Source organism: Janthinobacterium sp. SUN176, from assembly GCF_030587335.1.
In the GTDB taxonomy this organism is placed as follows: Bacteria; Pseudomonadota; Gammaproteobacteria; order Burkholderiales; family Burkholderiaceae_D; genus Janthinobacterium; species Janthinobacterium kumbetense.
Genome location: NZ_JAPWIA010000001.1, coordinates 649,332 through 673,005, shown reverse-complemented (window position 1 = coordinate 673,005; position 23,674 = coordinate 649,332). Strand labels below are relative to the sequence as shown.

Below are 23,674 nucleotides of genomic sequence, written 5' to 3'. Positions count from 1 at the left end.
GTACCCTCAGGGTACGACCCCGGCATTTGTCAGGGGCTTGCTCCACCTCCACCGCACCTAATCATTGCGCATCTGCGCCTGCGATACATTGCTGTTCGCTGGCACGCTCTGCGTCAGCCACACATTCCCCCCGATGGTCGATCCCGCGCCGATGGTGATGCGCCCCAGCACGGTCGCGCCCGCATAAATGACCACGTCGTCCTCGACGATGGGGTGACGCGGCGTGCCCTTGATCAGCGCACCGCTGGCATCGGCTGGAAAACGCTTGGCGCCCAGGGTGACTGCCTGGTACAGGCGCACGCGCTGGCCGATGATGGCCGTCTCGCCGATCACCACGCCCGTGCCGTGGTCGATGAAGAAGGAGGCGCCGATGTGGGCGCCCGGGTGGATGTCGATGCCCGTCAGCGTGTGCGCGATGTCGGCGATCAGGCGCGCCAGGAAGGGCGCGCCGAGGGCGTGCAGCCGGTGCGCAAGGCGGTGGTACAGGATGGCGATGGTGCCCGGATAGCACAGCATGATCTCGGCCACCGAGGTGGCGGCCGGGTCGCCCGCGTAGGCGGCCTGCACGTCCGACACCAGCAGGGCGCGGATATCGGGCAGGCTGGCGGCAAAGGCGCGCGTGATGTCGCGCGCCCGCTGCGCCAGGGCCGCATCGTCGCTGGCGCCATCGCCTTCATCGCCGGCCGGCACGGAAAAGAGCAAGCCGCGCCGCACCTGTTCGCTGAGGCGGTTCAGGGTGGTGTTGAGGGTGTCGCCGACAAAATAATCGATGCTTTCATCCGTCAGGTTGGGCCGCCCGTAATGCGTGGGGAACAAGGCTGCCGACAGGCCGTTGACGATGGTGGTGAGGGCTTCGCGCGACGGCAGTTCGCGCACCCTGCCGTTATGGCGGATCTTGTGCTTGTCTTCGCGCGAGCTGCGCAAGGCCTGAATCACGGGCCCCAGGTTCCACTGGGCCGTGTCGTCGGCGGGCGCCGCGGGATAAATGCTGTGCATGGCGTATCACTTCCAGAAAAATGGCAAACAGGCCGGGTCGCCCCAGCTTAGCGGTGGTGACAAGCGATGCAAACGAAGAATTTCAAGATTCCATATACGAAAAACGCATATGGATGGCAAAAAGGCCGGCGCCAAACCTGATTCCGGTCACTAGCGTAAAATGACGGACTAACAAAAACACTGTTCAACATGACTAAATTATTAACATGGATTTTGGCGGGCCTGGCGATGGTCGGACCGCTTGCAATTGACACCTATCTGCCGTCTTTCCCCGCCATCGCGCATGATTTCAATGCCAGCCCCCTGCTGGTGCAGCAAACCCTGAGCTTTTTCCTGTTCACGTTCGCCTTCATGATGCTGTTTTACGGCACCCTGTCCGACTCGTTCGGCCGCCGTCCCGTCATTCTCGTCTCACTGGTGCTATATGTGATCGCTTCCGTGGGCGCCGCGCTGGCGCCGTCGCTGGGCTGGCTGCTGGCCTGGCGCGTGCTGCAGGGCCTGTCGGCGGGCGCCGGTTCCGTCATCGGCCGCGCCATCGTGCAAGACCGCTATTCGGGCGCCGCCGCGCAGAAAATCCTCTCGCACATCATGATGGTGTTCGCGCTGGCGCCGGCCATCGCCCCCGTTCTGGGCGGCTGGCTGCAGGTGGGCCTGGGCTGGCGCTGGATCTTCTGGTTCCTCACGGCCTTCGGCGTGCTGATGTTCGTCGTCGTCTGGCGCGCGCTGCCGGAAAGCTTGCCGAAAGAGCAGCGTCACGCCTTCCACCTGAGCGACATCGCCGTCAATTACTGGAAAGTGCTGTGCCACCGCCAGTTCCTGCTGCTGTCGACGGCCATCGGCGCCGCCTTCGGCGGCTTCGCCCTGTACATCGGTTCGGCCGCCTACTTCATCATCAACATCCTGCACCTGCCGGAAACGGCATTCGCCTGGCTGTTCATTCCATTAATTAGCGGCATGGTGTTCGGTTCGGCCCTGTCGGCGAAAATCGCCCACCGCTACAGCCAGCGCCAGATGATCTGGACCGGCTTCATCCTGATGCTCATCGCCGCGCTGGTCAACATCGGCTACAACTACTTCTTTGCCGCCGAAGTGCCGTGGGCCGTGCTGCCATTGTTCTTCTACTCATTCGCCCTGTCGATCGCCATGCCGCCGATGACCCTGATGGCCCTGAACCACTTCCCCAACAACAGCGGCCTGGCTTCGTCGATGCAATCGTTCATCCAGATGCTGCTGTTCGCGCTGGTGTCGGGCCTGGTGGCGCCGCTGCTGTTCGACAGCGCCCTGAACCTGGCGTATGGCGTGATGGCGGGGTTGCTGGTGAGTTTGCTGTGCTGGGTGTTTGCGCAGGGCAAGAAAGCGGAAGTGGTCAAGCAGTAGCTTTTACAGCGGATTTTTCAGGACGGGGGCACCTGAAAAACGTTCAGGACAAGGCGCCGTGCCGCAGGCAGTACGCTAGTACGGCCAGGCGCGGCAACGCAGTCATGGACGTTTTCTCAGGCGCTCCTCAAGGCCACGGCGCTGGCGTCACATCCAGATATTGCTCCCCACCCTGCTCCGGCTCAGCCGCATCGCGCGTAGTTGGCTGGTTCAGGGAACCGGCCGGCGAACGCAGGCTCAAGATTTCCTTGCGCGCCTCGACGAAGTCGGCGGAACTGAGCGGGTGTTCCTGGTCGGGCCAGTGGCTGACGGCCCATTCCTGCAAGGTTTCAAAGCGCCGCCACAGTTCCGCGATGAATTCGCGGCGCGCCTCTTCCAGCTGTTCCGGTGTCTTTTCAATTGCTTCGCTGATATTGACTTCCATGGCCGTTCCCTCGCTGACAAGTTGTCTTGCCAGACTACGCAGGGACCAGCCAGGCGTCTGTTCGCGAACGAACACAGGATTTACTCTGGCATCTTGCGGAAACCCACGGCCAGGCGGTTCCAGGTATTGATGGAGCCGATGGCCAGGGTCACGTTGACCATTTCCGCCGGCGTCAATTGTTCCGCCAGCGCCGCATACACGTCATCGGGCGCCTGGCTTTGCGGCAGCAGGGTCAGCGCTTCCGTCCAGGCCAGCACGGCCCGCTCGCGCGGCGTGAAGAACGGCGTTTCGCGCCAGACGGACACGGCATACAGGCGGCGCTCCGTTTCGCCCGCCTTGCGCGCGTCGCTCGTGTGCATGTCCACGCAAAAGGCGCAGCCATTGATTTGCGAGGCGCGCAGGCGGATCAGCTCGAGCAGCGAGTGTTCCACGCCCAGCCTGGCAATCGCCGCTTCCAGCGCGTACATGGCCTTGACGGCGTCCGGCGAAGCTTGTGTAAAATCGAGTCGTTGCTGTGTCATGATGCATTCCTTGAAGGAGTAGGGATGCACCATTGTAGTGGCCCAGGAACAGCGCGCGGCAGGCCAATCCCCCCGAAAAACAGCAGACCACCAGCAGATACTCCATGGAATTACATATCCTGATCGACGGCACGCGCGACCTGGGCGGCCAGCTGTACCGCCAGCTCAGCGAGGCCATCCGCTCGGGCCGGCTGACGGACGGACAGCAATTGCCGCCCTCGCGCCTGCTGGCCAGCCAGCTGGGCCTGTCGCGCAAGACGGTGTCCGACGTGTATGACAAGCTCGGTTATGAAAAGCTGCTGGTCGGCAAAGTGGGCGTGGGCAGCTTCGTGCAGACGCCGCACGCGTCGCCGCAGCGCCGCCACGCCAGCACGCCCCTGGCCAGCGCGCAGCGCATCGCCCGCTGGGAAGCGACGCCCACGCCCTTGCGCCGCGCCAGCCAGGAAGAGCCGGCGCGCTACGCCTTCATCGGCGGGCGCGCCACGCCCGCGCACTTCCCGCAGGATGAATGGCGTGCCTGCATGCTGCACGCGCTGCGCCAGGGTGGCCAGGCGCGCGGCCGCTATGGCCCTGTCGCCGGCTTGCCGGCCTTGCGCGCGGCGATCGCCGGCCATGCCGCTTTCAGCCGCGGCATCCATTGCACCGAGGAACAAGTGCTCGTCACCAGCGGCGCGCAGCAAGCCCTGCACCTGCTGGCGCTGACCTTGCTGGAAGCAGGCGACACGGTTGCCGTGGAAGAACCCGGCTACCCGGTGGCGCGCGCCGTGTTCGCCAGCCAGGGCGCCCGCGTGGTGGGCATCGACGTGGACGAGGATGGCCTCATCGTCGGGCAAATCCCGGACGGCACGCGGCTGATCTATGTCACGCCCGCGCATCAATTTCCGCTGGGCATGCCGATGAGCATGGCGCGCCGCCATGCCTTGCTGGAGCGGGCGCAGCAGCTGGGCGCCATCATCATCGAGGACGACTACGACAGCGCCTTTCGTTACGAAGGCCGGCCCGAAGATTCCCTGCAAAGCATGGACCGCTACGGCATCGTCGCGCACGTGGGCAGCTTTTCCAAGATCATGCTGCCAGAATTGCGGCTCGGCTATGTTGTGCTGCCGCAAGCTATCGTGGCCGCCGTGGAAACGGTGAAATACCTGAGCGATTGCCACACGGCCAGCCTGGGCCAGCATGCGCTGGCCAAGTTCATCGGCGACGGCCATCTGCTGCGTCATATCCGCCGCTGCCACGATATCTATGCGGGGCGGCGCGAACGGCTGCAGCACTGGTTCAACGGCCCGCTGGCGCCGTGGTTCCGCCTGGTGCCCGCCAGCGCCGGCTTCCACGTGGCGGCCCTGGCCCAGGCGCCGCTCGACATCGCCGAATTGCTGCGCCGCGCGCGCCTGGCCGACATCAGCCTGTATGCGCTATCGGGCTTTTATCACGGCGTGGCACGCCACGCAGGCCTGTTCCTCGGCTACGGCGCCATCGACAAGCTCGATATCGACACGGCGCTGGCCCAGGTGCTGGCGATCCTGCAAGAGATCGCTCCCCTGCCCCTCAGCGCGGTTGCCAACGATAGTGTCCCGTGATGGGATAGCTGAATAGAATATTTTCCTCGCGCGCGCCCTCGCCGATGTTGTGGATGATGAGCGGCACGCCGCCCCACGACTGCTTGTCGCTGACGATGCCGATGTGCGTAAGGTTGCCCGGCAGGCGCCAGGTGACGATGTCGCCCGCGCGGTAAGCGTTCGCTTCCTTGCTTGGCGGCAAGCTGGTGCCATGGCGGGCAAAGTAGGTGCCCAGGTTCGGCACGCGCCGGTGGTCGATATTGCGGTCCGGCCCCTTCATCTGCCAGCGCCCCTGCTGCTGGTACACCTGCCACGCCTTGCGCATGTCTTCGTGCACCAGCACCTGCAAATCCTGCCCCAGCTGGCGGTAGGCGCGCACCACCACGTCCGTGCACACGCCCCGTTCCATCGGCACGTCGCCGCCCGGATAGGCGAGCCGTTCGTAGCGCGAGTCGTACTGCAGGGTCACGCCCACCTGCTTGCGGGCGGCGACGACGAGGGCTTGCGGGGTGGCAGGAATGGCCGAGGCCAGCATGGGAGCCAGGGCAAGCATCAAAATGGACAGCTGTTTGATTGGCATCAACGTCAATGGTCGGATGAAAATGCCAACTTTACCGCAGCAGCAAGGAAAACGGCGTACGCTTAGACCCCGGCCAGTTGCGCCAGGTGGGCAGGAAAATCCACGGCCGGTCCCGCCGCATTGATGGTGTCGAAGTAATCATGCCAGCCCGTGGCGGCGATGCCGGCCAGCAAGGCGTCCAGTGCCGCCTCATCCGGGAAGCGCCAGACGGCATAAAATTGCTGGGCAGCCCCATGCAGCTTGCCGCCATCGACGGCGCCCATGGCCAGCGCTTCCGCGCCCGTGCCGGACAAGGCCGCCATGCCGGTGCCCACCGTGCCGAAATACGCCTGGCGCGCGGCGGCGTCGAGGGCCAGCCAGGCCGGTTTCGGGCTGTACAGTTCCAACAGATAATGCATGGTTTCTCCTTCAGTGATCAATCGTCAGACCAGCGAGCGCTGGGCCCGCTTGCAGATGCGTTGCGTGGCGGCATTGGCACTGTCCAGCAGCCATTGCGCGCACAGGCTGCGCACCCAGTCCGGCTGGCTCTTGGCCGCATCGTTGAGCCAGTTGGCCACGGAATCCTGTACGTAGACGGCCGGATCGGCGCGCAAGGCGTGCAACACGGGCAAGGCCAGCTGCGGCTGTTCTTTTAACCGGGCAATATGCGCGCACCACACGCCGCGCGGACGCAGCGCTTCGCAAGCGAAACGGCGCAGGTGTTCCGACGGGTCAGCCGTCCACGGCGCCAGCAAGGCAATGGCCTCGTCAAGGCTCTCCGCCAGATGGGGCCGCAGCGCCAGCCAGGCCCATTCGCGCACGCCGAAATGCCCATCGTCGGCCAGCGGTCGCATGGCCGCCAGCCGTTGCGGCAAGGTCAAGCCGGTTTGGGCGGCGATGGCAAAGCAGACCCAGCCCCGTACCGTGTCGGAAGCATGGGCTTGCAGCAGCGCCAGGTCGGCGTTGGCTTCCAGCAGCAATTGCGCCGCCAGCGCCATGCGCCGGGTGATACCGGCTGCGGCATGCTCATGCATCCGATCCAGCCGAGCGGCGCCAATAGCGGGCACGGCCGCAGCCAGCAGCACGCTGAAATCGATGGCCAGCCCTTCCGTCAGGGTGGTACTGGCCACACTTCCCTCGTTCAGCAAGGCCAGGCGCGCGGGAGCGATGTCGGCGACGCCGCGGCTCATGGCGCGCCCTGCATTTCACCTCTATCCGTCTTGCGCCAGGCTTTTTCCAGCAGCGCACTCAGCAACTGCATTTCTTGCTGCGTGAAGTCGGCAAACAGGCTGGCGATCCATTGCGCGTGCTCGTCGACCAGGGTGGCAGCGGCTGCTTCTCCCTTGGCACTCAGGCGCACCAGCAGCTTGCGCCGGTCAGCCTGGTCCGCGTGGCGCGCCAGGAAACCATCGCGTTCCAGGCCGTCGAGCAAGCCCGTGATGGTGCCGCGCGTCACGCCGGCCCGCTCGGCCAGCTCGTGCGGCGACAGTCCGCCGGGCACGTCGCGCAGCAGGGACAGCAAGACGAACTTGCCTTCCGATAGTCCATGCCGGCCCAGGCGCGCGGCACAATCGCCATCGATGGCGGAGGCCAGGCCCAGCACTTCAAAGCACAGGCGCAAGCGCGCCGTGGACTGCGCCATGTCGAGACCGCTGGCGCGGCGCTGCACGTCGCCCAGCAAGGCCGTGTATTTCTGTTCGAGCTTTATCATATGGCGCAATATAATATGGCGCCATATTAAATGTCAAATGGAAAACTGTGATGGTTTTCCTGTGCGTTTAGAAACGCGCCTTGTCGCGCGCCCAGGCGATGATGGCTTGCGCATCGATGGCGCCCGGCTGGCGCGCCACTTCCACGCCCCTGCGGAACAGGGCCAGCGTGGGAATGCTGCGGATATTGAAACGGCTGCCCAGGTCCGGCGACGCTTCCGTATTCACCTTGACGACGCGAAATGCGGGTTCCAGGGTCTTGGCGGCTTGCACATAGAATGGCGCCATGCTGCGGCACGGACCGCACCACGGCGCCCAGAAGTCGACCAGCACGGGAATGTCGCTGCGTTCGATATGCTTGAGGAAGCGGGCGCTGGCCAGGTCCACGGGCTGGCCCGTAAACAAATCCTTCTGGCACTTGCCGCAGGTGGGCTGTTCAATCAGGCGTGCCGCCGGCAAGCGGTTGACGGCGTCGCAATGGGGGCACACGATGTGCAGGGAGTCTGGCGTGGTCGAGGTCATGGCGTTCCTGGAAAGAGTAGCGTACAGTTGCCGGACATTTTACGGCGTATCGTGCAGCGCCGTCGGCACGCTGGCGGCACTTGTCCGCAGAGTCCACTATAGTGTGCTGAAACGTGTGATGAAACGGCGCGCACATTGCCGGGCCTGCCAAGGAAAACAATGCCTGATGTCGCAGAAAACATGGAATTGAGCACCGAACTGACTGCCGCCCTGCGCTTGCAGCGCGCCGCCTGCCTGGCCCACCCCGTGCCGACCCTGGCCGAGCGCAAACGCGACCTGCACACCTTGCAGCGCTTCATCCGCGACCATAAAGACGCGCTGTGCGCGGCGATCAGCGCCGACTACGGCAACCGTTCCCGGCACGAAACCTTGCTGGCGGAGATTTTTCCCGCCATCGACGGCATAGCCCATGTATTAAAACACTTGAAAAAATGGATGCGGCCGCAGCGCCGCGGCGTGGACTGGCGCAGCTTTCCCGGCGCCCGCAACCGCGTGATGCCGCAGCCGCTGGGCGTGGTGGGCGTCATCGTGCCGTGGAATTTTCCCGTGAACCTGAGCCTGGTGCCCTTGACCTATATCTTCGCCGCCGGCAACCGCGCCATGGTCAAGATGAGCGAAAACTCGCGCCACCTGGCGCGGCTGCTGATCGACACCATGCCTGCCTACTTTCCAGCAGAAAAGCTGCAGTTCTTTGACGAAACGGGCGGCGTGGGTATGGAATTTTCGCAACTGCCGTTCGACCACCTGCTGTTTACGGGTTCCGGCCAGACGGGCCGCGCCGTCATGGCGGCCGCCGCGCGCAATCTGTGCCCCGTCACCTTGGAGCTGGGCGGCAAGGCGCCGGCCATCGTCTGCGCCGATTTCGACGTGCGCACGGCAGCCGAGCGCATCCTGTTCGTCAAGTTCCTGAACGCGGGGCAAATCTGCACGTGCGTCGACCACGCCTGGCTGCCCGAGGCCAGCATTCCTGCCTTCGTCGAACACGCACGCGCCATCGTGCCCACGCGCTACCCGCGGCTGGACACGCCCGACTACACCTCCATCATCGACGAGGCCGCCTTTGAGCGCCTGCTGCAGGCGCTCGACGAAGCGCGCGCACGGGGCGCGCAAGTGATTTCGCTGTTGCCGGGGCCCGCCTACGACCGGGCCACGCGCAAGATCGCGCCGCACATCGTGCTCGACGCGCCCGAGGACAGCCTGCTGCTGACGCGGGAAATCTTCGGCCCCATCCTGCCGCTGCGCGGCTATGCCAGGCTGGACACCGTGATCGACAGCATCAATACGGGACCACGGCCGCTGGCCATCTATCCATTCAGCAACAAAACAGACACGGTGCAGCTGCTGATCGACCGCGTGATGTCGGGCGGCGTGTCCGTCAACGACGCCCTGTACCACGTAGGCCAGCACGACCTGCCCTTCGGCGGCGTGGGCGAGTCCGGCATGGGCCACTACCACGGCGTCGAAGGCTTTCACACCTTCAGCAAGCTGCGGCCCGTGTTTTACCAGGCCCGCTACAGTGCGTTGAAACTGCTGTGGCCGCCGTATGGCCAGCTGGCCAGCCGCGTGCTGGCCTTCCTGACCCGCTGATTACAGAAACAGCGAGGCGGCGATGGCCCACATGACGAGAGCGATGATGCCGTCGAGCACGCGCCAGGCCATGGGCTTGGCAAACACGGGCGCCAGGTAGCGGGCGCCAAAGCCCAGCAGGAAGAACCACAGGGCCGAAGCCATGATGGCGCCGCCGGCGAAGTAAAAGCGTCCCACGCCTTCATGCTGGCCGCCGATCGAACCGAGCAGGATGACCGTATCGAGGAAGGCGTGCGGGTTCAGCAGGCTGAACGCCAGCGCCGCGCCGATCACGGCCCAGTAGCCTTCCGGCGACTTGGCGGCCGACACCGTCAAGGCCGTTGGGCGCCAGGCGGACTTGGCGGCACGCAAGCCATACGCGATCAGGAAGGTGGCGCCGCCGGCCTTGGCCCACAGCAAGAAATTGGGGTTGTCTGCAATGAAGGTGCCCATGCCGGCCACGCCGGCCGTGATCAAGATCGCATCGCACACCAGGCAGACCAGGATGCAGGTAAGCACGTAATGGCGCTTCAAGCCCTGTTTCAGCAAGAAGGCGTTTTGCGTGCCGATGGCAACGATCAGGCTCGCTCCGAGCCCCATGCCTTTCAAGAAGATTGCGCTGTCCATATCGATTCCTTTATTGCTTTCCATCACGCGCACGGCCGCCCACGCTCTGCCGGCAACGGCAAAGTCATCAAAGGTAGGTGGAGGGTGTAGCGGTACCAGCAGGACCGCGCGGGAGAGTGGAGTTGTTACCCTATTTCAACAGTGTAAAGAAAAAGTAAATATAAGTATAATGAATGATTCTAACCATATATAAGAGAAACTTATGCGCGTCGTCGATTACCGTGGATTGGCCGCCCTCGACGCCGTGATCGGCCTGGGCAGCTTTGAAAAGGCCGCGCAAGCGCTGGCGATCAGCCAGCCGGCCGTGTCGCAGCGCATCCGCACCCTGGAAAACCTGGAAGGCACTTTATTGATCATCCGCAGCCACCCGCCCCTGCCCACGGAAGCGGGCCAGCGCCTGATCGCCCATTACCGGCAAGTCAAGCTGCTCGAAGCGGCGCTCGACGCCCAGCCCGGCCCCACCACGCATTTGCCGGAACTGGCCATCGCCGTCAACGCCGACAGCGCCGCCACCTGGATCCCGGAAGCGCTGGGGCCGCTGCTGTCGCCGCCGTCCTGCCTGCTCGATATCCGCCTCGACGACCAGGACCACACCCTGAGCCAGTTGCGCGAAGGGCGCGTATTTGCCTGCGTCACCAGCGCCAACGACCTGGTGGCCGGCACCACGGCCACGCCGCTGGGCGGCATGCGCTACCTGTGCGTGGCCTCGCCCGCGTTCGCGCAGCAATGGTTTCCCCATGGATTTACGGTGGATGCCGTCAGCCAGGCGCCCGCCATCACGTTCGGCAGCAAGGATGCGCTGCACGAGCGCTACCTGCAGCACCGGCTCGGCTACACGGGCCGCTATCCGCACCACGTGCTCGGTTCGGCGCGCGACTTCGTGCGCTTCATCGAAGCGGGCTATGCTTACGGCATGGTGCCCCTGCTGCAGGCGGAAACGGCGCTGGCCGCCGGCAGGCTGGTCGACGTGGCGGCCGGACAGGCGCTCGACGTGCCCCTGACCTGGCATGCCTGGGATATCCAGACCCCGCTCACGCGCACCCTGTCGGACGCCGTCATCGCCACGGCGCGCAAATGGCTATTGCAGGATTGATTGACGCATGCCACATTTATCTATGCTATACAGCAACTTCCCCGTGTGCGCCCTGCCCTGCCTGGCCTACACTGCAAGCATCAACCCTCACCATCAGGAGCTGGCATGACGATCCTGCGCACCACCCTGCTCGGTTTGCTGGCGGCCATCCCGCTGGCTGCCGGCCTTGCCGCCTGCTCGCCCTTGATGGCCATCAATGCCTTTTCGTCCGGCAGCGCCTCGCACGTGACGCGCGGCCTAGCTTACGGCCCCCTGCCACGGCAAAAGCTCGACGTGTACGCCCCCAAAATCCGCACGGGCCCCGTGCCCGTGGTGGTGTTCTTTTATGGCGGCAACTGGACAACGGGCGAGCGCGCCGACTATGCCTTCGTGGGCCATGCGCTGGCGGCGCGCGGCTATCTGGCCGTGATCGCCGACTACCGGCTGTATCCGGACGTGCACTATCCCGAAATCCTGCAGGATGCGGCCCGCGCCGTGGCCTGGGCCGCGATGGAATCGAGCCGCCACGGCGGCGACCCGACGCGCCTGTTCGTCATGGGCCATAGCGCCGGCGCCTACAATGCGGCGATGGTAGCGCTCGACGCCAGCCTGCTGGCGCGCCATGGCATGCACCCGCACGACTTGCGGGGCTGGATAGGCCTGGCCGGCCCCTATGATTTCTTGCCGATCGAAAACACCACCACCCGGCCCGTTTTCTTTTACCCGGACACGCCCGCCGCGTCGCAGCCCATCCACCACGTGACGGCAGAAGCCCCGCCCGCCCTGCTGATCGCCCCCCTGCCCGGACAGGATAAACTGGTCGATCCGCGACGCAACACGGGCGGTCTGGCCAAGGCCTTGCGGACGCTTGCCAGGCCCGTGACGGAAACGTATTTCGACCACGTGGGTCACGCCACCCTGGTCGCCACGCTGGCAGCGCCCTTGCGCAGGCTGGCGCCCACCCTGGACGCCGTCAGCGCCTTCATCGACGCCAACAGCGGGAGCGGTGACGCGGTCTTGTCCGCCGTCTCGCCGAAGACAGCCGTGCCGGCAAGCATCACCGTGCCCACCCGCTCACCTGGCGCGGCCACGCCGGCCTCTGAACTGCACGCATACGACAAAACACCCGCCCCGTGAAGGGCGGGCGCTCTGCCCAAACCAGGAGGCACGATGCTGCGTACCGGCTGGCCGCAGCTCAAGGCTCGGCCCTCGCGAAGCGGCTCAGCCGCAAGCAGCCGCGTGCTTACTCTTTACGGCTGGCGCTGCTGCTCTTGCTTTGTGCGGAACCCGCTTGCGATACGCTGCCGCTGGCCGAGCCTTCGCTGCCGGCCGACTGCTGGCTGCCCTGGTGGCTGCCGCTTTGCAGGCTTTGGCCGTCACGGCTTTGCGCGCCCCGTTGCTGGTCGCGGCTGGCGCCGTTTTGCTGATAGGCCTGGAACGGTTCAGCGATGCGCTGCATGGCTTCCTGCTGCTTGCGCACGTTTTTCTCCGTTTCTTCCGACGCCGTGCGGGCCACTTCTTCGGCCAGCGCCTTGGCAGTACGGCTCGTTTCATTCACATGACGCTCTGCCACGTTGGCCAGTTCGACCTGCGTATCGGCTGCCAGGCGCGACACCTGTTGCTGGTACTTGCGCAGTTGCTCGGCGGCTGGCTGGCCCGCCGCGGCAGCCACCTGGAACACATCTTCAGCGCGCTCGACCGTCAGCAGGTTCTGGCTGGTGACTGCGGTTTCTTCCAGCAAGCCTTGCGCCAGTTGCATGTTCAGGTCGCTGAAGTGCTGCACCGACTGGAACAGCGACTTCGACAGTCCATTGAAAAAAGCCAGTTGCGCTTCCAGGTGGTTTTTGGCGGCGGGGGTAACACTACGGGAATATGGATACATGGAGTTCCTCATTAGATAGCGGTTGGGTGGACATAAACAGATGGCGACACCACCGGCTGTCGAACGGTGAGGAAGACGGCCGGGCTACGCCACGAAACGCGAAAAAACATATCCGATTGGTGGGACGATGCTTTGCAACGCGAGTCCCAAGGCTACGTGAGCACCGCAGTTGAGGGATGATCTGGATCAAAGGTGCGCTAGGCTGCGCAGAAAGTTTTGGCTGGACGGCTTGCCTTTGGCAAACGTCAGTGACGTGACGGGAAATCTGTGCCAGGCACGCTCAGCCCGGCAAGACGGGCTTGTAGCCACGGCTGCGCAGCGAAGCTTCCAGCCAGCGGTTGCCATACCAGCCGCGCGCCAGCAGGTAACTGAGCTCCGCGGCAGCCATCAGCAGCATCATCGGGCCGATGCGCAGTTCGGTGGCCAGGTGGCTGCCAAACCACAGGCAGGCATCCATGACCAGCATGAGCAGCAACAGCCACCAGCGGCGCTTGGCGACGGCCCAGAACGAGCCCAGCAAAAGAGCCGGCCAGGAAAAGCCCGCTTTCACGTAGGCATAGTGGCCGGCATCGTCGGCAAACAGGGTGGCGCTGTGCTTCATGCTGCTCTCTTCAGGTAATGACCGGCGTCAAGGTTCGGGACGGTGGCAGACGGCTTCGACATTGTGACCGTCGGGGCCCAGCACGAAGGCGCCGTAGTAATTCGGGTGATAGATTTCGCGGATACCGGGGGCGCCATTGTCCTTGCCGCCCGCGGCCAGCGCGGCCTGGTAAAACGCGTCCACCTGGGCGCGGTTGTCCGCCGCGAAGGCGAGATGCATGCCGGCATGCGGCGCGCCGCCCACGCCGAACCAGAAATCGGGCTTGCCATCCTTGCCCAGGCCGACCCAGCCCTGCACTTCCATCACCACCGATACGCCCAGAGGCGCCAGGGCGGCCGAAAAGAAGGCCTTGCTGGCCTGTGCATCGCTGACATTCAAACCGATGTGATCAAGAATCATGCTGGTGCTCCCTGAAGGTAGTGGAATGGGGAATACAGTATGCGCCAACATTGCTTTTTAGGCAAGCATAACTGCAGACCCGGCACCGCGGCTCCAGGGAGCGCCACGCGCCTCGCCTAGCGCAGGTTGCCAGTATGGCCCAGCGAATAGCGGCCCGGCTGCGGCCACACGGTCAGGCCGTGCGGCTCCTGGCCGACTTTCACTTTGGAAACGTCGCCACTGTTGGTATCGATGCGGTACACCACGTCGTCGAAACGGCCGGACAGCCACAGGTATTTACCATCGGCACTCACATTGCCCATGTCGGGGCTGCCGCCGCCGGGGATCGGCCAGTTCGACACGACTTTTTCCGTGGCGAAGTCGATCACGCTGACGCTGCCCTTGCCCTTCGGCTTGCCATGGATGCGGTGCGTGCCGCGGTTGGCCACGTACAACTTTTTACCATCACGGCTGGGGTACAGGCCGTGCGCGCCCACGCCCGTCTGGATGAAGCCGATTTCCTTCAGGGTGGCGCCATCGACGATGTGTACGCCGTCGGCGTCCATGTCGGCGATAAAGAATTTCTTGCCGTCCGGCGAGATGCGTATGTCTTGCGGCATGCCCTTCTTGACGCTGCAGATTTCATTCGCCGGGCCGCCCACGGGGCCGGACTCGGCAAAGCGCTTGGCCGGCATCTGCAGTTTCAAATAACCGTCGACCTTGCGGCCCACCAGGTCGATCTTGGCGATGGTGCCGTCGAATTCGCAGGTGAACATGGCGTAGCGGCCGTCATTGGAAAAATCGGCATGGTTGATGCCGCCGCACTGGGGCGTGTCGATCGAATACTGCACGGCCATGGTCTTCGGATCGCGGAAATCGAGGCGGTGGCGCGCTTCGGCCACGACGATGGCCGACTTGCCGTCCGGCGTGTAATACATATTGTAGGGATCATCGACGGGCACTTCCTTGCCCGGCTTGCCCGTCAACGGGTCGATCGGCGTCAAACTGCCCTTGTCCGTGCGCTCGGCATTGTTCGCCACCCACAGGGTGCGCAAGTCCCACGACGGCACCACGTGCTGCGGGCCGCTGCCGACCTTGAACTTGTCCACCACTTTCAGGCTGTCCTGGTCGATCACATACACGTCGTTCGAGCGCAAGTTGGGCACGTACACCCGACGCAAGTGATCCTTGACGACGGGGCTCATATTGCTGCTGGCAATGCTGCCATACACGTTTTTCGGGTCCACCAGCGGCGGCATGCCCGGCAGCGGCGAATAGGCGGCGGCCGGCGCTGCGGCGGCCGGGGCCGGCGTACTGGCGCCGATGACCTGGCTGGCCACGCCCAGGCCGGCCAGTGCGGCAGCCAGGGCGGACAAGGTGACGATGGTGCGTCGTTGAGATTTTTTCATGTGATTTCGCGTCGTTTCGTTGCAAAAGCCGGAAGTTCAGCACTTCCAGCGGAATTATTTAGGTCGTTGCAGCAGTTGCCTGATGGCAGCCACCGAGGTGTCCACCTGCAGCTTGATACCGATCTGACCCAGTTCAGCCGTGGCACGGGTCGCGTCGCCGCGCACGCCGTCCGCCACGCCAGGCTTGGGTCCGTGGGCCATGGCCTCGCTGCGCACGAGCGACGGGTCCGTCGCCAGCATCAGCGCCGCGTCCGCCAAACCGGCATGCAGGCCGATCTCGGCGCTGCTGTGGCCGCGCTTCTGCAATTCGGCAATATAGGCCGATTGCGTGATGTCATAGTAATCGAGCAAGGCATAAGCGCGCGCTTCCTTGCCGGTGGAAGCCTTGCCCCAGGCGCGGTTGAGCTTATTCGCCACGTTCTGCTCGTTCTTTTGATAGCCGCCATGGTCGCCAAGAAAAATGATGTCGCGGAAACCATGCTGGCGCAGGCTGGCGGCCGCCCCTTCCAGCACGGCTTCGAAGGCGGCTGGCGGTATCGAGATCGTGCCGGCAAAGCGCATGTGGCCGGCCGGCGGAGCAATACTGCCTTCCGGCACGTAGGAAACGACGGGCGCGACGATGGTATTGCCCAGCTTTTGCGCAATCTGCCGCGCCAGCAGCCCGGCGCGCACATTGTGCTTGCCCAGCGCGATGTACGGCCCGCTCTGCTCGACGCCGCCAATCGGCACCAGCACAGTGGTGGCGCCATGGTCGATACGGCTGCGCAACTCCGTGCTGGTCAGTTCTTCCAGCATGACGCTGCCGCTGGCTGGCGTGGCCGCCGTGACGGGCGCCGTAAGCAGCAGGCACGAAAACGTCAGGACGAACAGGGAAACGAGGGGCTTGCGTGAAAGGCGGAGCGTGGATGGCGCGCAAGGCGCCGTTCGCTGGGGGAACTGCAGAGTCATAAGCCAACATCTTTCCGAGGTCAAAGCGTGGTGCCGTGCCCGGCCTTGCCAGGCAAGCTGGCTGCCACGCAAGAATTGTATTCCATCATGACGGGAACGGCACGTTAATTTGCTGCAGTGCTTTGCAAGGAATTGACGAGGGGAAACTATCTATCAGGCTGTAGTCGCATCCGCCCTGCCCGCCTCGCCATCATGGAGTGTTTCGTTGCGCTTCTCGGCATAGGCCTTCAGCGAAAGCATCGTCTTGGGAAGCCCGTCCCTGACTTGCCTGGCAACGCCTGGTCCGAACAGAAAGGCAAGCGCTCCCGTAAACCACACGCGGTGAACGACTTCCGATCCGCCATTGACGGCGGCAACCGTGTGTTCGAAGTGGATGCGGAACAGGGGGATGTGGCCCTCAACGGTGAACGAGCGGCCGGCAGTGCGCTCCGTGACCAGCAGCGGAATGCCCATGCCCTTGCTGGGAACGATCCTGCCATGCGTCCCCACCGCGAACGGCCCATTAAGCCGGGCTTGCTTTGTGTCCGGATCCCACAGGTGCCATCGGTCGACCTCGCTCCAAATCTGGTCGACGACCTTGGGCGGGACTGCAATGTGGATGCTTTCTTTGATTTGCATCAATTGGGAATCTCCCTATCATTGTGTAAAAGTAACTGGGTCTGCTATCCGGCGCCGCGCGGTGTCTGCATATTGGCCTGCGGCATAGCATTCATCACGCAATATCGCCATGCCATTGCGCCAATTCAAAGATACTCCGCCAGCAGGAACAAATGCCGCAGCTTTTTCTTTGCCTCGACAAAAAATATATCTGCTGGAATTGAAGGATACACTGTTTTTTTATCATGCCAATAGAATTAGATTCTGGTTATACTGGTCGCAGATAAAGCCGGGCCATGACGACAGCCTTGTTTGGTGCCAGGATCAAGCGATGCACCGGATTCGACCGCGCTGCTCGCCATAACCACGAGCATATGAAACTTTGAGAAATGATGAACACAGCACATTGGCGGGTTCAAGAACTACAGCATCACTCAGCGGATATCGCCTGGCTGAATGCCGAGGATGCCCGCCGCGCCTATGAGATAGCAGGCCTTCACGACTCGAAGACGCATCTCGGCCTGAACGCTAACACCGTTGACGCGATCGAGCGGTTCGCATCCGGAGAGGATGCGGCCATCGCAAGCAAATGGTTACGTGCCCGTGTGCCGGGAAACCAGCAAGTCGTGGTGGTATTTGGAGAAGACGAATGTTTCTTGTGCAGCAGTGTGTTCCTGGTCGAGAATTGGTCGGATATTTTTGTCCCTTCACGTGACGACGCGATGGTTTATTCGAACGACACGCCGCTTATCCTGTTTTACTGCCACGAAAATGAATTCGAAGTGGGACAGCGAATTATCTTTGATTAACAACCGAGTCAGGCCAAGAGCAGCCTCTCAAAATTGAATACGAAAAACACATGGAACCAAAAGCTGCCACCACCTTATTAATGTTTCTGACGCCGTTTGTTGCATGGGCCTTCCATGGCTTGGGAGAAGTGCTAAACAAGCACTTGGGAAGAAACGCTGTAAACGGCGCCTCTGTCTACAACTGGCTATCGCTAGCCATTGCCGCTCTGCCAGCATTGGCAAATAACCCTCAGGCCTTTGGAAGGCTTTTAGCGGCATTTTCCATATCCTGGATTGTGGGTGTGTCGCTCTCAAAAAAACATAAACGAAGCCACTTGGCAAATGCTGTGAAGACAACTGACGCTTAGAACTATGCCGCCTTCGGGTGATTCAGTCAGTAACCGGCCAAAAGCGGCCATTCACGTTGCGGTGACAATGCGTGATTTTTTCCACTTGGTAATTTATTATTCTATTGGACTGCTGTTGGCGATCACCACCGTTCATTCATCTCGTCAGCAGGTTAGCTTGACATCAACTGGACAGGCGAGACTAATCTCGGGAAAGTATGATATTTTTTAAAATTGCTGTGTTGTTGTTTGCTATCGTTTTTGGAATACCGAACCAAATCATCGACTACAAGCATCGAAAGAAAAAGGCATATGAACCAGGCGATGCCTGGGCATATTATTCGAAGCTCAGCAAGGAAGGGAGCGCTGAGGGCAAGTTCATGATGTACTCAACTTACTGTGGAATCGGCCTCATCGTCGCAGTCATTGTATTCCTCGCATATCGGCTGTTCACGGCTTAGGCGCTCGTCCGCAATCGGCCACAAGCGGTCATTCACGGCAGCGTGACAATTTGTGAGTCTTTCTGCTTAGCAATCCGCTATGCTCTGGTGCCGCTATCATCCAGAAGCAACCGTTCAGGAGCATTAAAGTAGGTTGCTCGGACGTATCGCTAAGTCGACTTCCCAACGTATTTAAACCATCCAACCTAGATAAAACTCATGGAAAACAACGCCCCAAACGTGCTTGTCTCATTTCTTCCGCTAGTATTCATGTCGCTAATGATGGCAGTTTCTGCTTATCTTCTAGCAAAGGATAAAGGACGGAACGCAGTGCTTTGGACAGTTCTATCGTTGATTCCAATCGTGAACTTCGCTTGCATCTGGTATTTCATTGGGGCGTCTAATTTGAAGCTTGAGCGTAAGCTCGATGCATTGATGGTCCAGCTCAACGGAACGGCGATGAAATCGTAGGTGTGGAATCGGCCAATACCAGACGTTACGTGATGGAGAAATACACTCATACGCTTGTGACTGGGCTATTCGTAGCTGGCTTTTTGACGTTGGGGCAAGCTACAAGAAGTTGGTAGTAGGCCCACTAGATGTCTCAATCCGCTTCAATCCAACATTCAAGACAGAAATGCGAAAAATAAATTTGCCTATGGCCTGCATCAAGTTGATAAGCCTCCTGCTTTTGGCCGCCGTTGCCAGCTGCGGCGGCGGTGGTTCCGCTCCCACCAATACCCCCGCGGCGTCAAACGCGCCATCTATTTCTGCCCAGCCATTGAGCATTTCTGCCCCTGAGGGCGGCAGTGTTACTTTTTCCGTGACTGCCACCGGCACAGCGCCCCTTAGTTACCAATGGCAGCGTAACGGTAGCAACGTGGTTGGCGCCACCTCCGCGCAATACATGCTGCAAGTGCAGGTGAGTGATAATGGCACCCTGTGGACGGTTATCGTGCGAAACAGCGCGGGAAGCATCACCAGCTCCGCCGCCAAACTGACCGTGGCAAGCAAGTCATTGCTGGCGGGCGCCATAGCAGGTAACAGCTTCAATGACCACGTCGAGATCAAAGGTATCGCTGTGGATGACAATGGTGCCATCTACTTATCCGACCGAGCAGACGACAGTCATTTGCGGGTGGTGACACAACAAGGCGTGTCACACATGCTGACATTGACAGCCGCCGCCGGTGATGCCACTGCGCAGCTGTCGCGGGTGGTCTCGCTGACACGTGATGCCATGGGAAACTTTTACGCGACCGACCAAGGCTGCGCGATACACAAGATCAGCCCCGCAGGTCTGTTGACTACGCTGGCCGGCAGTTCCAGCTGCGGCGCGGCAGATGGCAAAGGAACAGCCGCCAGCTTTGACTCCATGCTGGCGATTACTGTGGATGCCAGCGGCAGTGTCTATGTGGGCGGAGGGACCTCCATCCGCAAAATCACTCCTGACGGCACTGTCACCACCTTGGCTGGCATCTCGCGGACATATGGTACGTCCGACGGCGATGCCAAGTCCGCGCGTTTCGGCGGCATCAGTGGCATCGCGGTGGATACCGCCGGAGCGATTTATGTCGCCGATGCCGGCAGCAATATCAATGGCATCGTTGGCAGCCGGATCCGCAAGTTGACCCCTGCCGGGATCGTATCTACGCTGGCTGGCGGCAGCGCCTACGGCTTCGCCGACGGCGCGGGTGCGGTGGCCACCTTCAGCTCCCTGAACGGCTTAACCATCGATAAGCAGGGCAATCTGTTTGTCGCTGACGAGGGAAATCATACGATCCGAAAAATTACCCCGGCAGGCGTCGTATCGACGCTGGCAGGCACCGCCTCACAACTGCGTCCTGCCGTGGCTGATGGCATCGGTGCGGCTGCGCGATTCAACTTGCCATACGGGCTGGCCGTGGACGGCGCTGGCAATGTATACGTGTCAGATTCCAATCCCGGCCTGCAGCTCAATGGCGTGCGTAAGATTACCCCAGCGGGGGAAGTCACCACCATCACCGGCAGCAATGCTGGCATTGGAGTCACAGACGGCTTGGCCAGCGAGGCCCGCTTCGCCGGGCCACAAGCGATCGCTTTGCACAGCGACGGCACCCTCTTTGTCGCTGATACCGGCAATCAGTTGATACGCAGGGTCAGCGCTGTCGGGGTCACTAGCACCTTGGCAGGCAACCCGGGCCATGGCTCCTTCCTGAGTTCGGGCGATGGCACCGGCGCGCAGGCGACATTTGCACAGCCCGCCGGTATCGTTGTAGGCAGTGATGGCGTCGCCTACATAGCCGACGCCATTCGTAACACCATCCGCAGGGTCGGCAATGACGGAGTCGTGACCACTTTGGCCGGTAGTTACGAAAACAGGAGCCGGCCCACTGATGGCCAGGGCGCCAAAGCAGGATTCTCCAGCACCAACGGGATTGCGATTGATGGCAACGCTACTTTATACGTCGCAGACTATCAATCCGTCCGCAAGGTCGATGCCAACGGCAACGTCACTACGCTGACAGGCACTCTGGGGAGCGGGAGCGGAGGCACTGCCGACGGCAGCTTGGCACAGGCGCGCTTCGGCTACCTGAGGGCGATAGCCTTTGACGCCAGCGGCAATTTGTACCTGACGGATTCGCTCAATCACAATGTGCGCAAGATCACGCCAGCCGGTGTCGTGACCACGCTGGCCGGAACAACTGGCGTCGCCGGCGACGCGGACGGCAGAGGCAGCGCTGCAAGCTTCAACGGGCCGCATGGCATCGCACTTGATAAGGCTGGCAATGTATATGTCGCCGATACGAAGAACAACCTTGTACGGAGAATTAGTACCAGCGGCGAGGTCACCACGGTGGCTGGCACGCGTGGATTGACCGGCAACACGCTCGGCACCTTCGCTGGTGCCCTGAATCGGCCGATGGGGCTGGCATTCGACGCCAACGGTGCCTTGCTGGTGACATCAGCGAATGGCGTCTTCAAGCTGCCACTTTAAGGAAGTTATAGGGCCGCCGCCCTTGTGCATTGGCGGCGTCAGGTTCGGCCTTAAAAGGTGGCGTTGCGATCATTTTGACACGCGGGACAGTGTCAGCTTCGAAGGATACGCGACAGGCGGCTTTTGGGCGGCTTCAGGCGAGAGTGAGAGTCTGTGATTTTTGCAGTTGGACAAGCTGCTATGCTGAGCGCTGTCGACCGAGTTCGGCCAAAAGCCGACATTGGCGAGTGCAAGACACATTGCAAGACTAGTGCAAATAAGGCAACCTTAGTAAATCTTTGCGCTTCATGTTTATTTGCTTCAATTGGTTGCCGCGCGAACGTTCCTTCTATCCAATCCCGTGGAACCTGATGAAGAAAATACTGCTGTCCATTGCACTACTGTTCTTTTCCTGTACCGGCAACACACAAGAACCTCGTCCTTTGACGATCGGTTTTACCCAAACGATTCCCTCCGCCATCCTGAAGGCCGAGCGCACGATATGGGTTCATCTACCTGAAGGCTACAAGGCCGATGGCGCCGAACGTTATCCGGTGATTTATGTGCTGGATGGGAAGGATCAATTTCAAGCACTGGTAGCGGTGATCGAACACCTGAGTGGCGAAAACCTGATGCCCAAGATGATTGTCGTTGGCATCCTGCAGGACGACAGGCTGGCGGAGCTTACTTTCGGCAAGGATATGGAATTTCCGGACTCCGAAGGCAAGGGGGAGCAATTTCTCGACTATATAGAGAAAGAGCTGATCCCCCATATTGACGCGAAGTTCCGTAGTGCACCGTATCGCACATTTGTCGGGCACTCCGTGGGCGGTTTGACTGTGGTGCATACTCTGGTGCATCGTCCGCAGCTGTTTAACAGCTATATCTCGCTGGAAGGCGCGCTCTGGTGGAACAAACATCATGTTGTTAAAGAGGCAAAAAACGTGCTGGGCCAGCCGTCCTACGAAGGCAAGACCCTGTTCATTGCCATGGCCAATCATCTGGAAACCAAACCCAGTCTCCAGCAGGTGCGCAGGGATAAAAGCAGCGACACCGAGCTGATTCGGGCCAATCTCGAACTGATCGATGATTTTGCCAAACACAAAGGTACGGCTTTGCGCCTGGGGCAACAGTATTATCCGGACGATTCACACAGTTCCCTGACGCTACAGGCGCAGTATGATGCCTTGCGATTCACTTTTGACAACTACCGCTTGAAATTCTATAGAAGCCAGGTAGACAATCCTGGCTTTGACGTGGTACAGCGCCACACCGCCCATTATCAGGCGCTGGCGAAAAAGATGGGCTATCGCATCCAACCGGACAGTGCTGAGCTGGTCAAGAACGGATATGCTTTCTTGAATCGCAAACAATATGAGCGAGCCGCCTACTTTTTCCAACAGCTGGAGCAATACTATCCGAATGATCCCAATACCTATGACTGCCTGGGCGATCTATATTCCGCCATGGGCGACAAGCCAAAAGCCGTCGAAAGCTTCAGGAAAGGGCTGAGCCTGGGTGACATGAAGGAAACTCGGGACAAGCTCGGCGCGCTGCTGAGCGGGAAATAATCGTTTGAGGCGGCATGACCCCAACAACGTTGACCTGGGGTTGGCAGAGTAACGCGGCCGACTTCGGCCAAAACCGGACGTCCTTTAAAAGCATAGTCTTACAGACGTTTCTGAATACTTCCGAGAGATACTGATGGGTAGTTCACTACATGAAGAGGTCGCTCGATTTAAGGCATGGGCCGCCAATTATCATCCTATCGAAGGGCGATCCGGTGAATGGGAATGTAACTATGCCCATTGGCAACAACTGAACCAGTCTTTTACGACTCATCTGGACTCTTGCCCACCACAAACGTCGGGCGCTACAGACATCTTAGACATTCTGTATGCAATCGGTCGCGATAATGAGATGGAAGAACTAGTCGAGGAACTGGCCAACCGCAGCGAATGGTTTATGTTCTTGCTTCCCCATGCGCTGTTGTCTGACGACGCTGACGTTAGGTGGCAGTTTGCGAAACAGTTGGGTAACGGCAATTTCGAATTTATTGACGCTGAGTCAGCTTTGATGAAGTTTGTCGAGGACGATAAGGAATACGTCAGCCGCATGGCTCTACGGGCGTTGGGTCAGATTGGATCCAGCCATGCGGAAGACCTATGCGAGCGTGCTTGGGAATCCGGCCATGAGTATCAAAGAATCATGGCACTTTGGGTGCTCAAGGATATCAAGTCACCCAAATTGGCAAGATATCTTTCTTACGCAAAGGAAGATGGCCGAAATTATGTTGTCAGTAACGCCGCCGAGATCGCCCAAGGTACTGTTGCGTCCTAATGCATACCTAGCCCGTTGGTTTTGCTTCAAGCTGAACGACCGCAATGGGGCGAAAGCAG

At 61.1% G+C, this 23,674-nt stretch carries 25 protein-coding genes; 10 read left to right on the top strand and 15 right to left on the bottom strand.

Annotated features, from left to right (window positions below):
• Nucleotides 1-57: 57 nt before the first annotated feature.
• Nucleotides 58-996: a serine O-acetyltransferase EpsC gene (gene epsC, locus O3299_RS03115; protein ID WP_305061480.1), complete on the bottom strand. Its 939-nt coding sequence runs from the start codon at nucleotides 994-996 to the stop codon at nucleotides 58-60.
• Nucleotides 997-1,185: 189 nt separating this feature from the next.
• Here epsC and O3299_RS03110 point away from each other — a divergent pair, with 189 nt between their 5' ends.
• On the top strand, nucleotides 1,186-2,373 hold the full coding sequence (locus tag O3299_RS03110) for a multidrug effflux MFS transporter (protein ID WP_305061479.1): 1,188 nt from the start codon (nucleotides 1,186-1,188) through the stop codon (nucleotides 2,371-2,373).
• 127 nt (nucleotides 2,374-2,500) lie between these two features.
• Here the strand turns inward: O3299_RS03110 and O3299_RS03105 are convergent, their stop codons facing one another.
• Entirely contained in the window at nucleotides 2,501-2,797 is a 297-nt protein-coding gene (locus O3299_RS03105) for a hypothetical protein (protein WP_305061478.1), read from the bottom strand.
• 80 nt (nucleotides 2,798-2,877) lie between these two features.
• A complete protein-coding gene (locus O3299_RS03100; RefSeq protein WP_035817618.1) occupies nucleotides 2,878-3,318 on the bottom strand; it encodes a carboxymuconolactone decarboxylase family protein in 441 nt (146 codons plus the stop codon).
• Nucleotides 3,319-3,422: 104 nt separating this feature from the next.
• Between O3299_RS03100 and O3299_RS03095 the strand changes: the two genes are divergently transcribed.
• Nucleotides 3,423-4,895 (top strand): PLP-dependent aminotransferase family protein, encoded by a 1,473-nt coding sequence (locus O3299_RS03095; RefSeq protein WP_305061477.1) that lies wholly within the window; start codon nucleotides 3,423-3,425, stop codon nucleotides 4,893-4,895.
• Here O3299_RS03095 and O3299_RS03090 read toward each other — a convergent pair.
• The 5 genes from O3299_RS03090 to trxC form a co-directional block, all read right to left on the bottom strand.
• Nucleotides 4,864-5,454, bottom strand: coding sequence for a DUF1287 domain-containing protein (locus tag O3299_RS03090; RefSeq protein ID WP_305061476.1), 591 nt, complete (start codon nucleotides 5,452-5,454; stop codon nucleotides 4,864-4,866). The two genes, O3299_RS03095 and O3299_RS03090, sit on opposite strands and share 32 nt — an antisense overlap.
• 62 nt (nucleotides 5,455-5,516) lie before the next feature.
• Complete coding sequence (locus O3299_RS03085) at nucleotides 5,517-5,852, bottom strand: DUF6616 family protein (protein WP_305061475.1); 336 nt, start codon at nucleotides 5,850-5,852, stop codon at nucleotides 5,517-5,519.
• A gap of 24 nt (nucleotides 5,853-5,876) precedes the next feature.
• Entirely contained in the window at nucleotides 5,877-6,623 is a 747-nt protein-coding gene (locus tag O3299_RS03080; RefSeq protein WP_305061474.1) for a HEAT repeat domain-containing protein, read from the bottom strand.
• A complete protein-coding gene (locus O3299_RS03075) occupies nucleotides 6,620-7,141 on the bottom strand; it encodes a MarR family winged helix-turn-helix transcriptional regulator (protein ID WP_370385296.1) in 522 nt (173 codons plus the stop codon). Before O3299_RS03075 ends, O3299_RS03080 begins: the two co-directional genes overlap by 4 nt.
• A 70-nt stretch (nucleotides 7,142-7,211) precedes the next feature.
• Nucleotides 7,212-7,664, bottom strand: coding sequence for a thioredoxin TrxC (gene trxC, locus O3299_RS03070; protein WP_099664582.1), 453 nt, complete (start codon nucleotides 7,662-7,664; stop codon nucleotides 7,212-7,214).
• Nucleotides 7,665-7,823: 159 nt separating this feature from the next.
• Between trxC and O3299_RS03065 the strand changes: the two genes are divergently transcribed.
• Nucleotides 7,824-9,251 carry a coniferyl aldehyde dehydrogenase gene (locus tag O3299_RS03065; protein ID WP_305061472.1) on the top strand — a complete coding sequence of 476 codons (1,428 nt, stop codon included), beginning with the start codon at nucleotides 7,824-7,826 and terminating at the stop codon, nucleotides 9,249-9,251.
• Here the strand turns inward: O3299_RS03065 and O3299_RS03060 are convergent, their stop codons facing one another.
• Nucleotides 9,252-9,857 (bottom strand): LysE/ArgO family amino acid transporter, encoded by a 606-nt coding sequence (locus O3299_RS03060; protein WP_034785705.1) that lies wholly within the window; start codon nucleotides 9,855-9,857, stop codon nucleotides 9,252-9,254.
• 202 nt (nucleotides 9,858-10,059) lie between these two features.
• Here O3299_RS03060 and O3299_RS03055 point away from each other — a divergent pair, with 202 nt between their 5' ends.
• Together O3299_RS03055 and O3299_RS03050 are read left to right on the top strand one after the other, a co-directional pair.
• Nucleotides 10,060-10,950, top strand: a complete 891-nt coding sequence (locus tag O3299_RS03055; RefSeq protein WP_305060071.1) for a LysR family transcriptional regulator ArgP — start codon at nucleotides 10,060-10,062, stop codon at nucleotides 10,948-10,950.
• Nucleotides 10,951-11,055: 105 nt separating this feature from the next.
• Nucleotides 11,056-12,066, top strand: a complete 1,011-nt coding sequence (locus O3299_RS03050; RefSeq protein ID WP_305061471.1) for an alpha/beta hydrolase — start codon at nucleotides 11,056-11,058, stop codon at nucleotides 12,064-12,066.
• 106 nt (nucleotides 12,067-12,172) lie between these two features.
• On the opposite strand, the gene O3299_RS03045 is transcribed toward O3299_RS03050, so the two are convergent.
• The 6 genes from O3299_RS03045 to O3299_RS03020 all read right to left on the bottom strand — a co-directional run bounded on the left by O3299_RS03045 (nucleotide 12,173) and on the right by O3299_RS03020 (nucleotide 16,765).
• Nucleotides 12,173-12,811 (bottom strand): phasin family protein, encoded by a 639-nt coding sequence (locus tag O3299_RS03045; protein ID WP_099664585.1) that lies wholly within the window; start codon nucleotides 12,809-12,811, stop codon nucleotides 12,173-12,175.
• Between the two features lie 280 nt (nucleotides 12,812-13,091).
• Nucleotides 13,092-13,412: a hypothetical protein gene (locus tag O3299_RS03040; protein ID WP_305061470.1), complete on the bottom strand. Its 321-nt coding sequence runs from the start codon at nucleotides 13,410-13,412 to the stop codon at nucleotides 13,092-13,094.
• A gap of 27 nt (nucleotides 13,413-13,439) precedes the next feature.
• Nucleotides 13,440-13,811 carry a VOC family protein gene (locus O3299_RS03035; RefSeq protein ID WP_289905571.1) on the bottom strand — a complete coding sequence of 124 codons (372 nt, stop codon included), beginning with the start codon at nucleotides 13,809-13,811 and terminating at the stop codon, nucleotides 13,440-13,442.
• A gap of 116 nt (nucleotides 13,812-13,927) precedes the next feature.
• Nucleotides 13,928-15,199: a YncE family protein gene (locus O3299_RS03030; protein WP_099664588.1), complete on the bottom strand. Its 1,272-nt coding sequence runs from the start codon at nucleotides 15,197-15,199 to the stop codon at nucleotides 13,928-13,930.
• 54 nt (nucleotides 15,200-15,253) lie between these two features.
• Nucleotides 15,254-16,147, bottom strand: a complete 894-nt coding sequence (locus O3299_RS03025) for a creatininase family protein (protein ID WP_305061469.1) — start codon at nucleotides 16,145-16,147, stop codon at nucleotides 15,254-15,256.
• Between the two features lie 153 nt (nucleotides 16,148-16,300).
• Nucleotides 16,301-16,765, bottom strand: a complete 465-nt coding sequence (locus O3299_RS03020; RefSeq protein ID WP_289911657.1) for an SRPBCC family protein — start codon at nucleotides 16,763-16,765, stop codon at nucleotides 16,301-16,303.
• Between the two features lie 371 nt (nucleotides 16,766-17,136).
• Here O3299_RS03020 and O3299_RS03015 point away from each other — a divergent pair, with 371 nt between their 5' ends.
• The 5 genes from O3299_RS03015 to O3299_RS02995 all read left to right on the top strand — a co-directional run bounded on the left by O3299_RS03015 (nucleotide 17,137) and on the right by O3299_RS02995 (nucleotide 23,615).
• Nucleotides 17,137-17,553, top strand: coding sequence for a hypothetical protein (locus tag O3299_RS03015; protein WP_305061468.1), 417 nt, complete (start codon nucleotides 17,137-17,139; stop codon nucleotides 17,551-17,553).
• Between the two features lie 50 nt (nucleotides 17,554-17,603).
• Nucleotides 17,604-17,900: a hypothetical protein gene (locus tag O3299_RS03010; protein WP_143451332.1), complete on the top strand. Its 297-nt coding sequence runs from the start codon at nucleotides 17,604-17,606 to the stop codon at nucleotides 17,898-17,900.
• Between the two features lie 1,056 nt (nucleotides 17,901-18,956).
• Nucleotides 18,957-21,296, top strand: a complete 2,340-nt coding sequence (locus O3299_RS03005; RefSeq protein WP_305053273.1) for an SMP-30/gluconolactonase/LRE family protein — start codon at nucleotides 18,957-18,959, stop codon at nucleotides 21,294-21,296.
• A 350-nt stretch (nucleotides 21,297-21,646) separates the two neighbouring features.
• Entirely contained in the window at nucleotides 21,647-22,846 is a 1,200-nt protein-coding gene (locus O3299_RS03000) for an alpha/beta hydrolase-fold protein (protein WP_305061467.1), read from the top strand.
• A gap of 133 nt (nucleotides 22,847-22,979) precedes the next feature.
• Nucleotides 22,980-23,615 carry a HEAT repeat domain-containing protein gene (locus O3299_RS02995; RefSeq protein WP_305053275.1) on the top strand — a complete coding sequence of 212 codons (636 nt, stop codon included), beginning with the start codon at nucleotides 22,980-22,982 and terminating at the stop codon, nucleotides 23,613-23,615.
• The last annotated feature ends 59 nt before the right edge of the window (nucleotides 23,616-23,674 follow it).

Excerpts from the sequence above, each read along its gene's own strand:
- O3299_RS03090 (WP_305061476.1), bottom strand. The coding sequence starts at position 5,454 with ATGCCAATCAAACAGCTGTCCATTTTGATGCTTGCCCTGGCTCCCATG.
- O3299_RS03055 (WP_305060071.1), top strand. The coding sequence starts at position 10,060 with ATGCGCGTCGTCGATTACCGTGGATTGGCCGCCCTCGACGCCGTGATC.
- O3299_RS03085 (WP_305061475.1), bottom strand. The coding sequence starts at position 5,852 with ATGCATTATCTGTTGGAACTGTACAGCCCGAAACCGGCCTGGCTGGCC.
- O3299_RS02995 (WP_305053275.1), top strand. The coding sequence starts at position 22,980 with ATGGGTAGTTCACTACATGAAGAGGTCGCTCGATTTAAGGCATGGGCC.
- O3299_RS03010 (WP_143451332.1), top strand. The coding sequence starts at position 17,604 with ATGGAACCAAAAGCTGCCACCACCTTATTAATGTTTCTGACGCCGTTT.
- O3299_RS03100 (WP_035817618.1), bottom strand. The coding sequence starts at position 3,318 with ATGACACAGCAACGACTCGATTTTACACAAGCTTCGCCGGACGCCGTC.
- O3299_RS03095 (WP_305061477.1), top strand. The coding sequence starts at position 3,423 with ATGGAATTACATATCCTGATCGACGGCACGCGCGACCTGGGCGGCCAG.
- trxC (WP_099664582.1), bottom strand. The coding sequence starts at position 7,664 with ATGACCTCGACCACGCCAGACTCCCTGCACATCGTGTGCCCCCATTGC.
- O3299_RS03000 (WP_305061467.1), top strand. The coding sequence starts at position 21,647 with ATGAAGAAAATACTGCTGTCCATTGCACTACTGTTCTTTTCCTGTACC.
- O3299_RS03050 (WP_305061471.1), top strand. The coding sequence starts at position 11,056 with ATGACGATCCTGCGCACCACCCTGCTCGGTTTGCTGGCGGCCATCCCG.
- O3299_RS03020 (WP_289911657.1), bottom strand. The coding sequence starts at position 16,765 with ATGCAAATCAAAGAAAGCATCCACATTGCAGTCCCGCCCAAGGTCGTC.
- O3299_RS03025 (WP_305061469.1), bottom strand. The coding sequence starts at position 16,147 with ATGACTCTGCAGTTCCCCCAGCGAACGGCGCCTTGCGCGCCATCCACG.
- O3299_RS03035 (WP_289905571.1), bottom strand. The coding sequence starts at position 13,811 with ATGATTCTTGATCACATCGGTTTGAATGTCAGCGATGCACAGGCCAGC.
- O3299_RS03080 (WP_305061474.1), bottom strand. The coding sequence starts at position 6,623 with ATGAGCCGCGGCGTCGCCGACATCGCTCCCGCGCGCCTGGCCTTGCTG.
- O3299_RS03030 (WP_099664588.1), bottom strand. The coding sequence starts at position 15,199 with ATGAAAAAATCTCAACGACGCACCATCGTCACCTTGTCCGCCCTGGCT.
- O3299_RS03060 (WP_034785705.1), bottom strand. The coding sequence starts at position 9,857 with ATGGACAGCGCAATCTTCTTGAAAGGCATGGGGCTCGGAGCGAGCCTG.
- epsC (WP_305061480.1), bottom strand. The coding sequence starts at position 996 with ATGCACAGCATTTATCCCGCGGCGCCCGCCGACGACACGGCCCAGTGG.
- O3299_RS03040 (WP_305061470.1), bottom strand. The coding sequence starts at position 13,412 with ATGAAGCACAGCGCCACCCTGTTTGCCGACGATGCCGGCCACTATGCC.
- O3299_RS03045 (WP_099664585.1), bottom strand. The coding sequence starts at position 12,811 with ATGTATCCATATTCCCGTAGTGTTACCCCCGCCGCCAAAAACCACCTG.
- O3299_RS03065 (WP_305061472.1), top strand. The coding sequence starts at position 7,824 with ATGCCTGATGTCGCAGAAAACATGGAATTGAGCACCGAACTGACTGCC.
- O3299_RS03015 (WP_305061468.1), top strand. The coding sequence starts at position 17,137 with ATGAACACAGCACATTGGCGGGTTCAAGAACTACAGCATCACTCAGCG.
- O3299_RS03105 (WP_305061478.1), bottom strand. The coding sequence starts at position 2,797 with ATGGAAGTCAATATCAGCGAAGCAATTGAAAAGACACCGGAACAGCTG.
- O3299_RS03110 (WP_305061479.1), top strand. The coding sequence starts at position 1,186 with ATGACTAAATTATTAACATGGATTTTGGCGGGCCTGGCGATGGTCGGA.
- O3299_RS03005 (WP_305053273.1), top strand. The coding sequence starts at position 18,957 with ATGCGAAAAATAAATTTGCCTATGGCCTGCATCAAGTTGATAAGCCTC.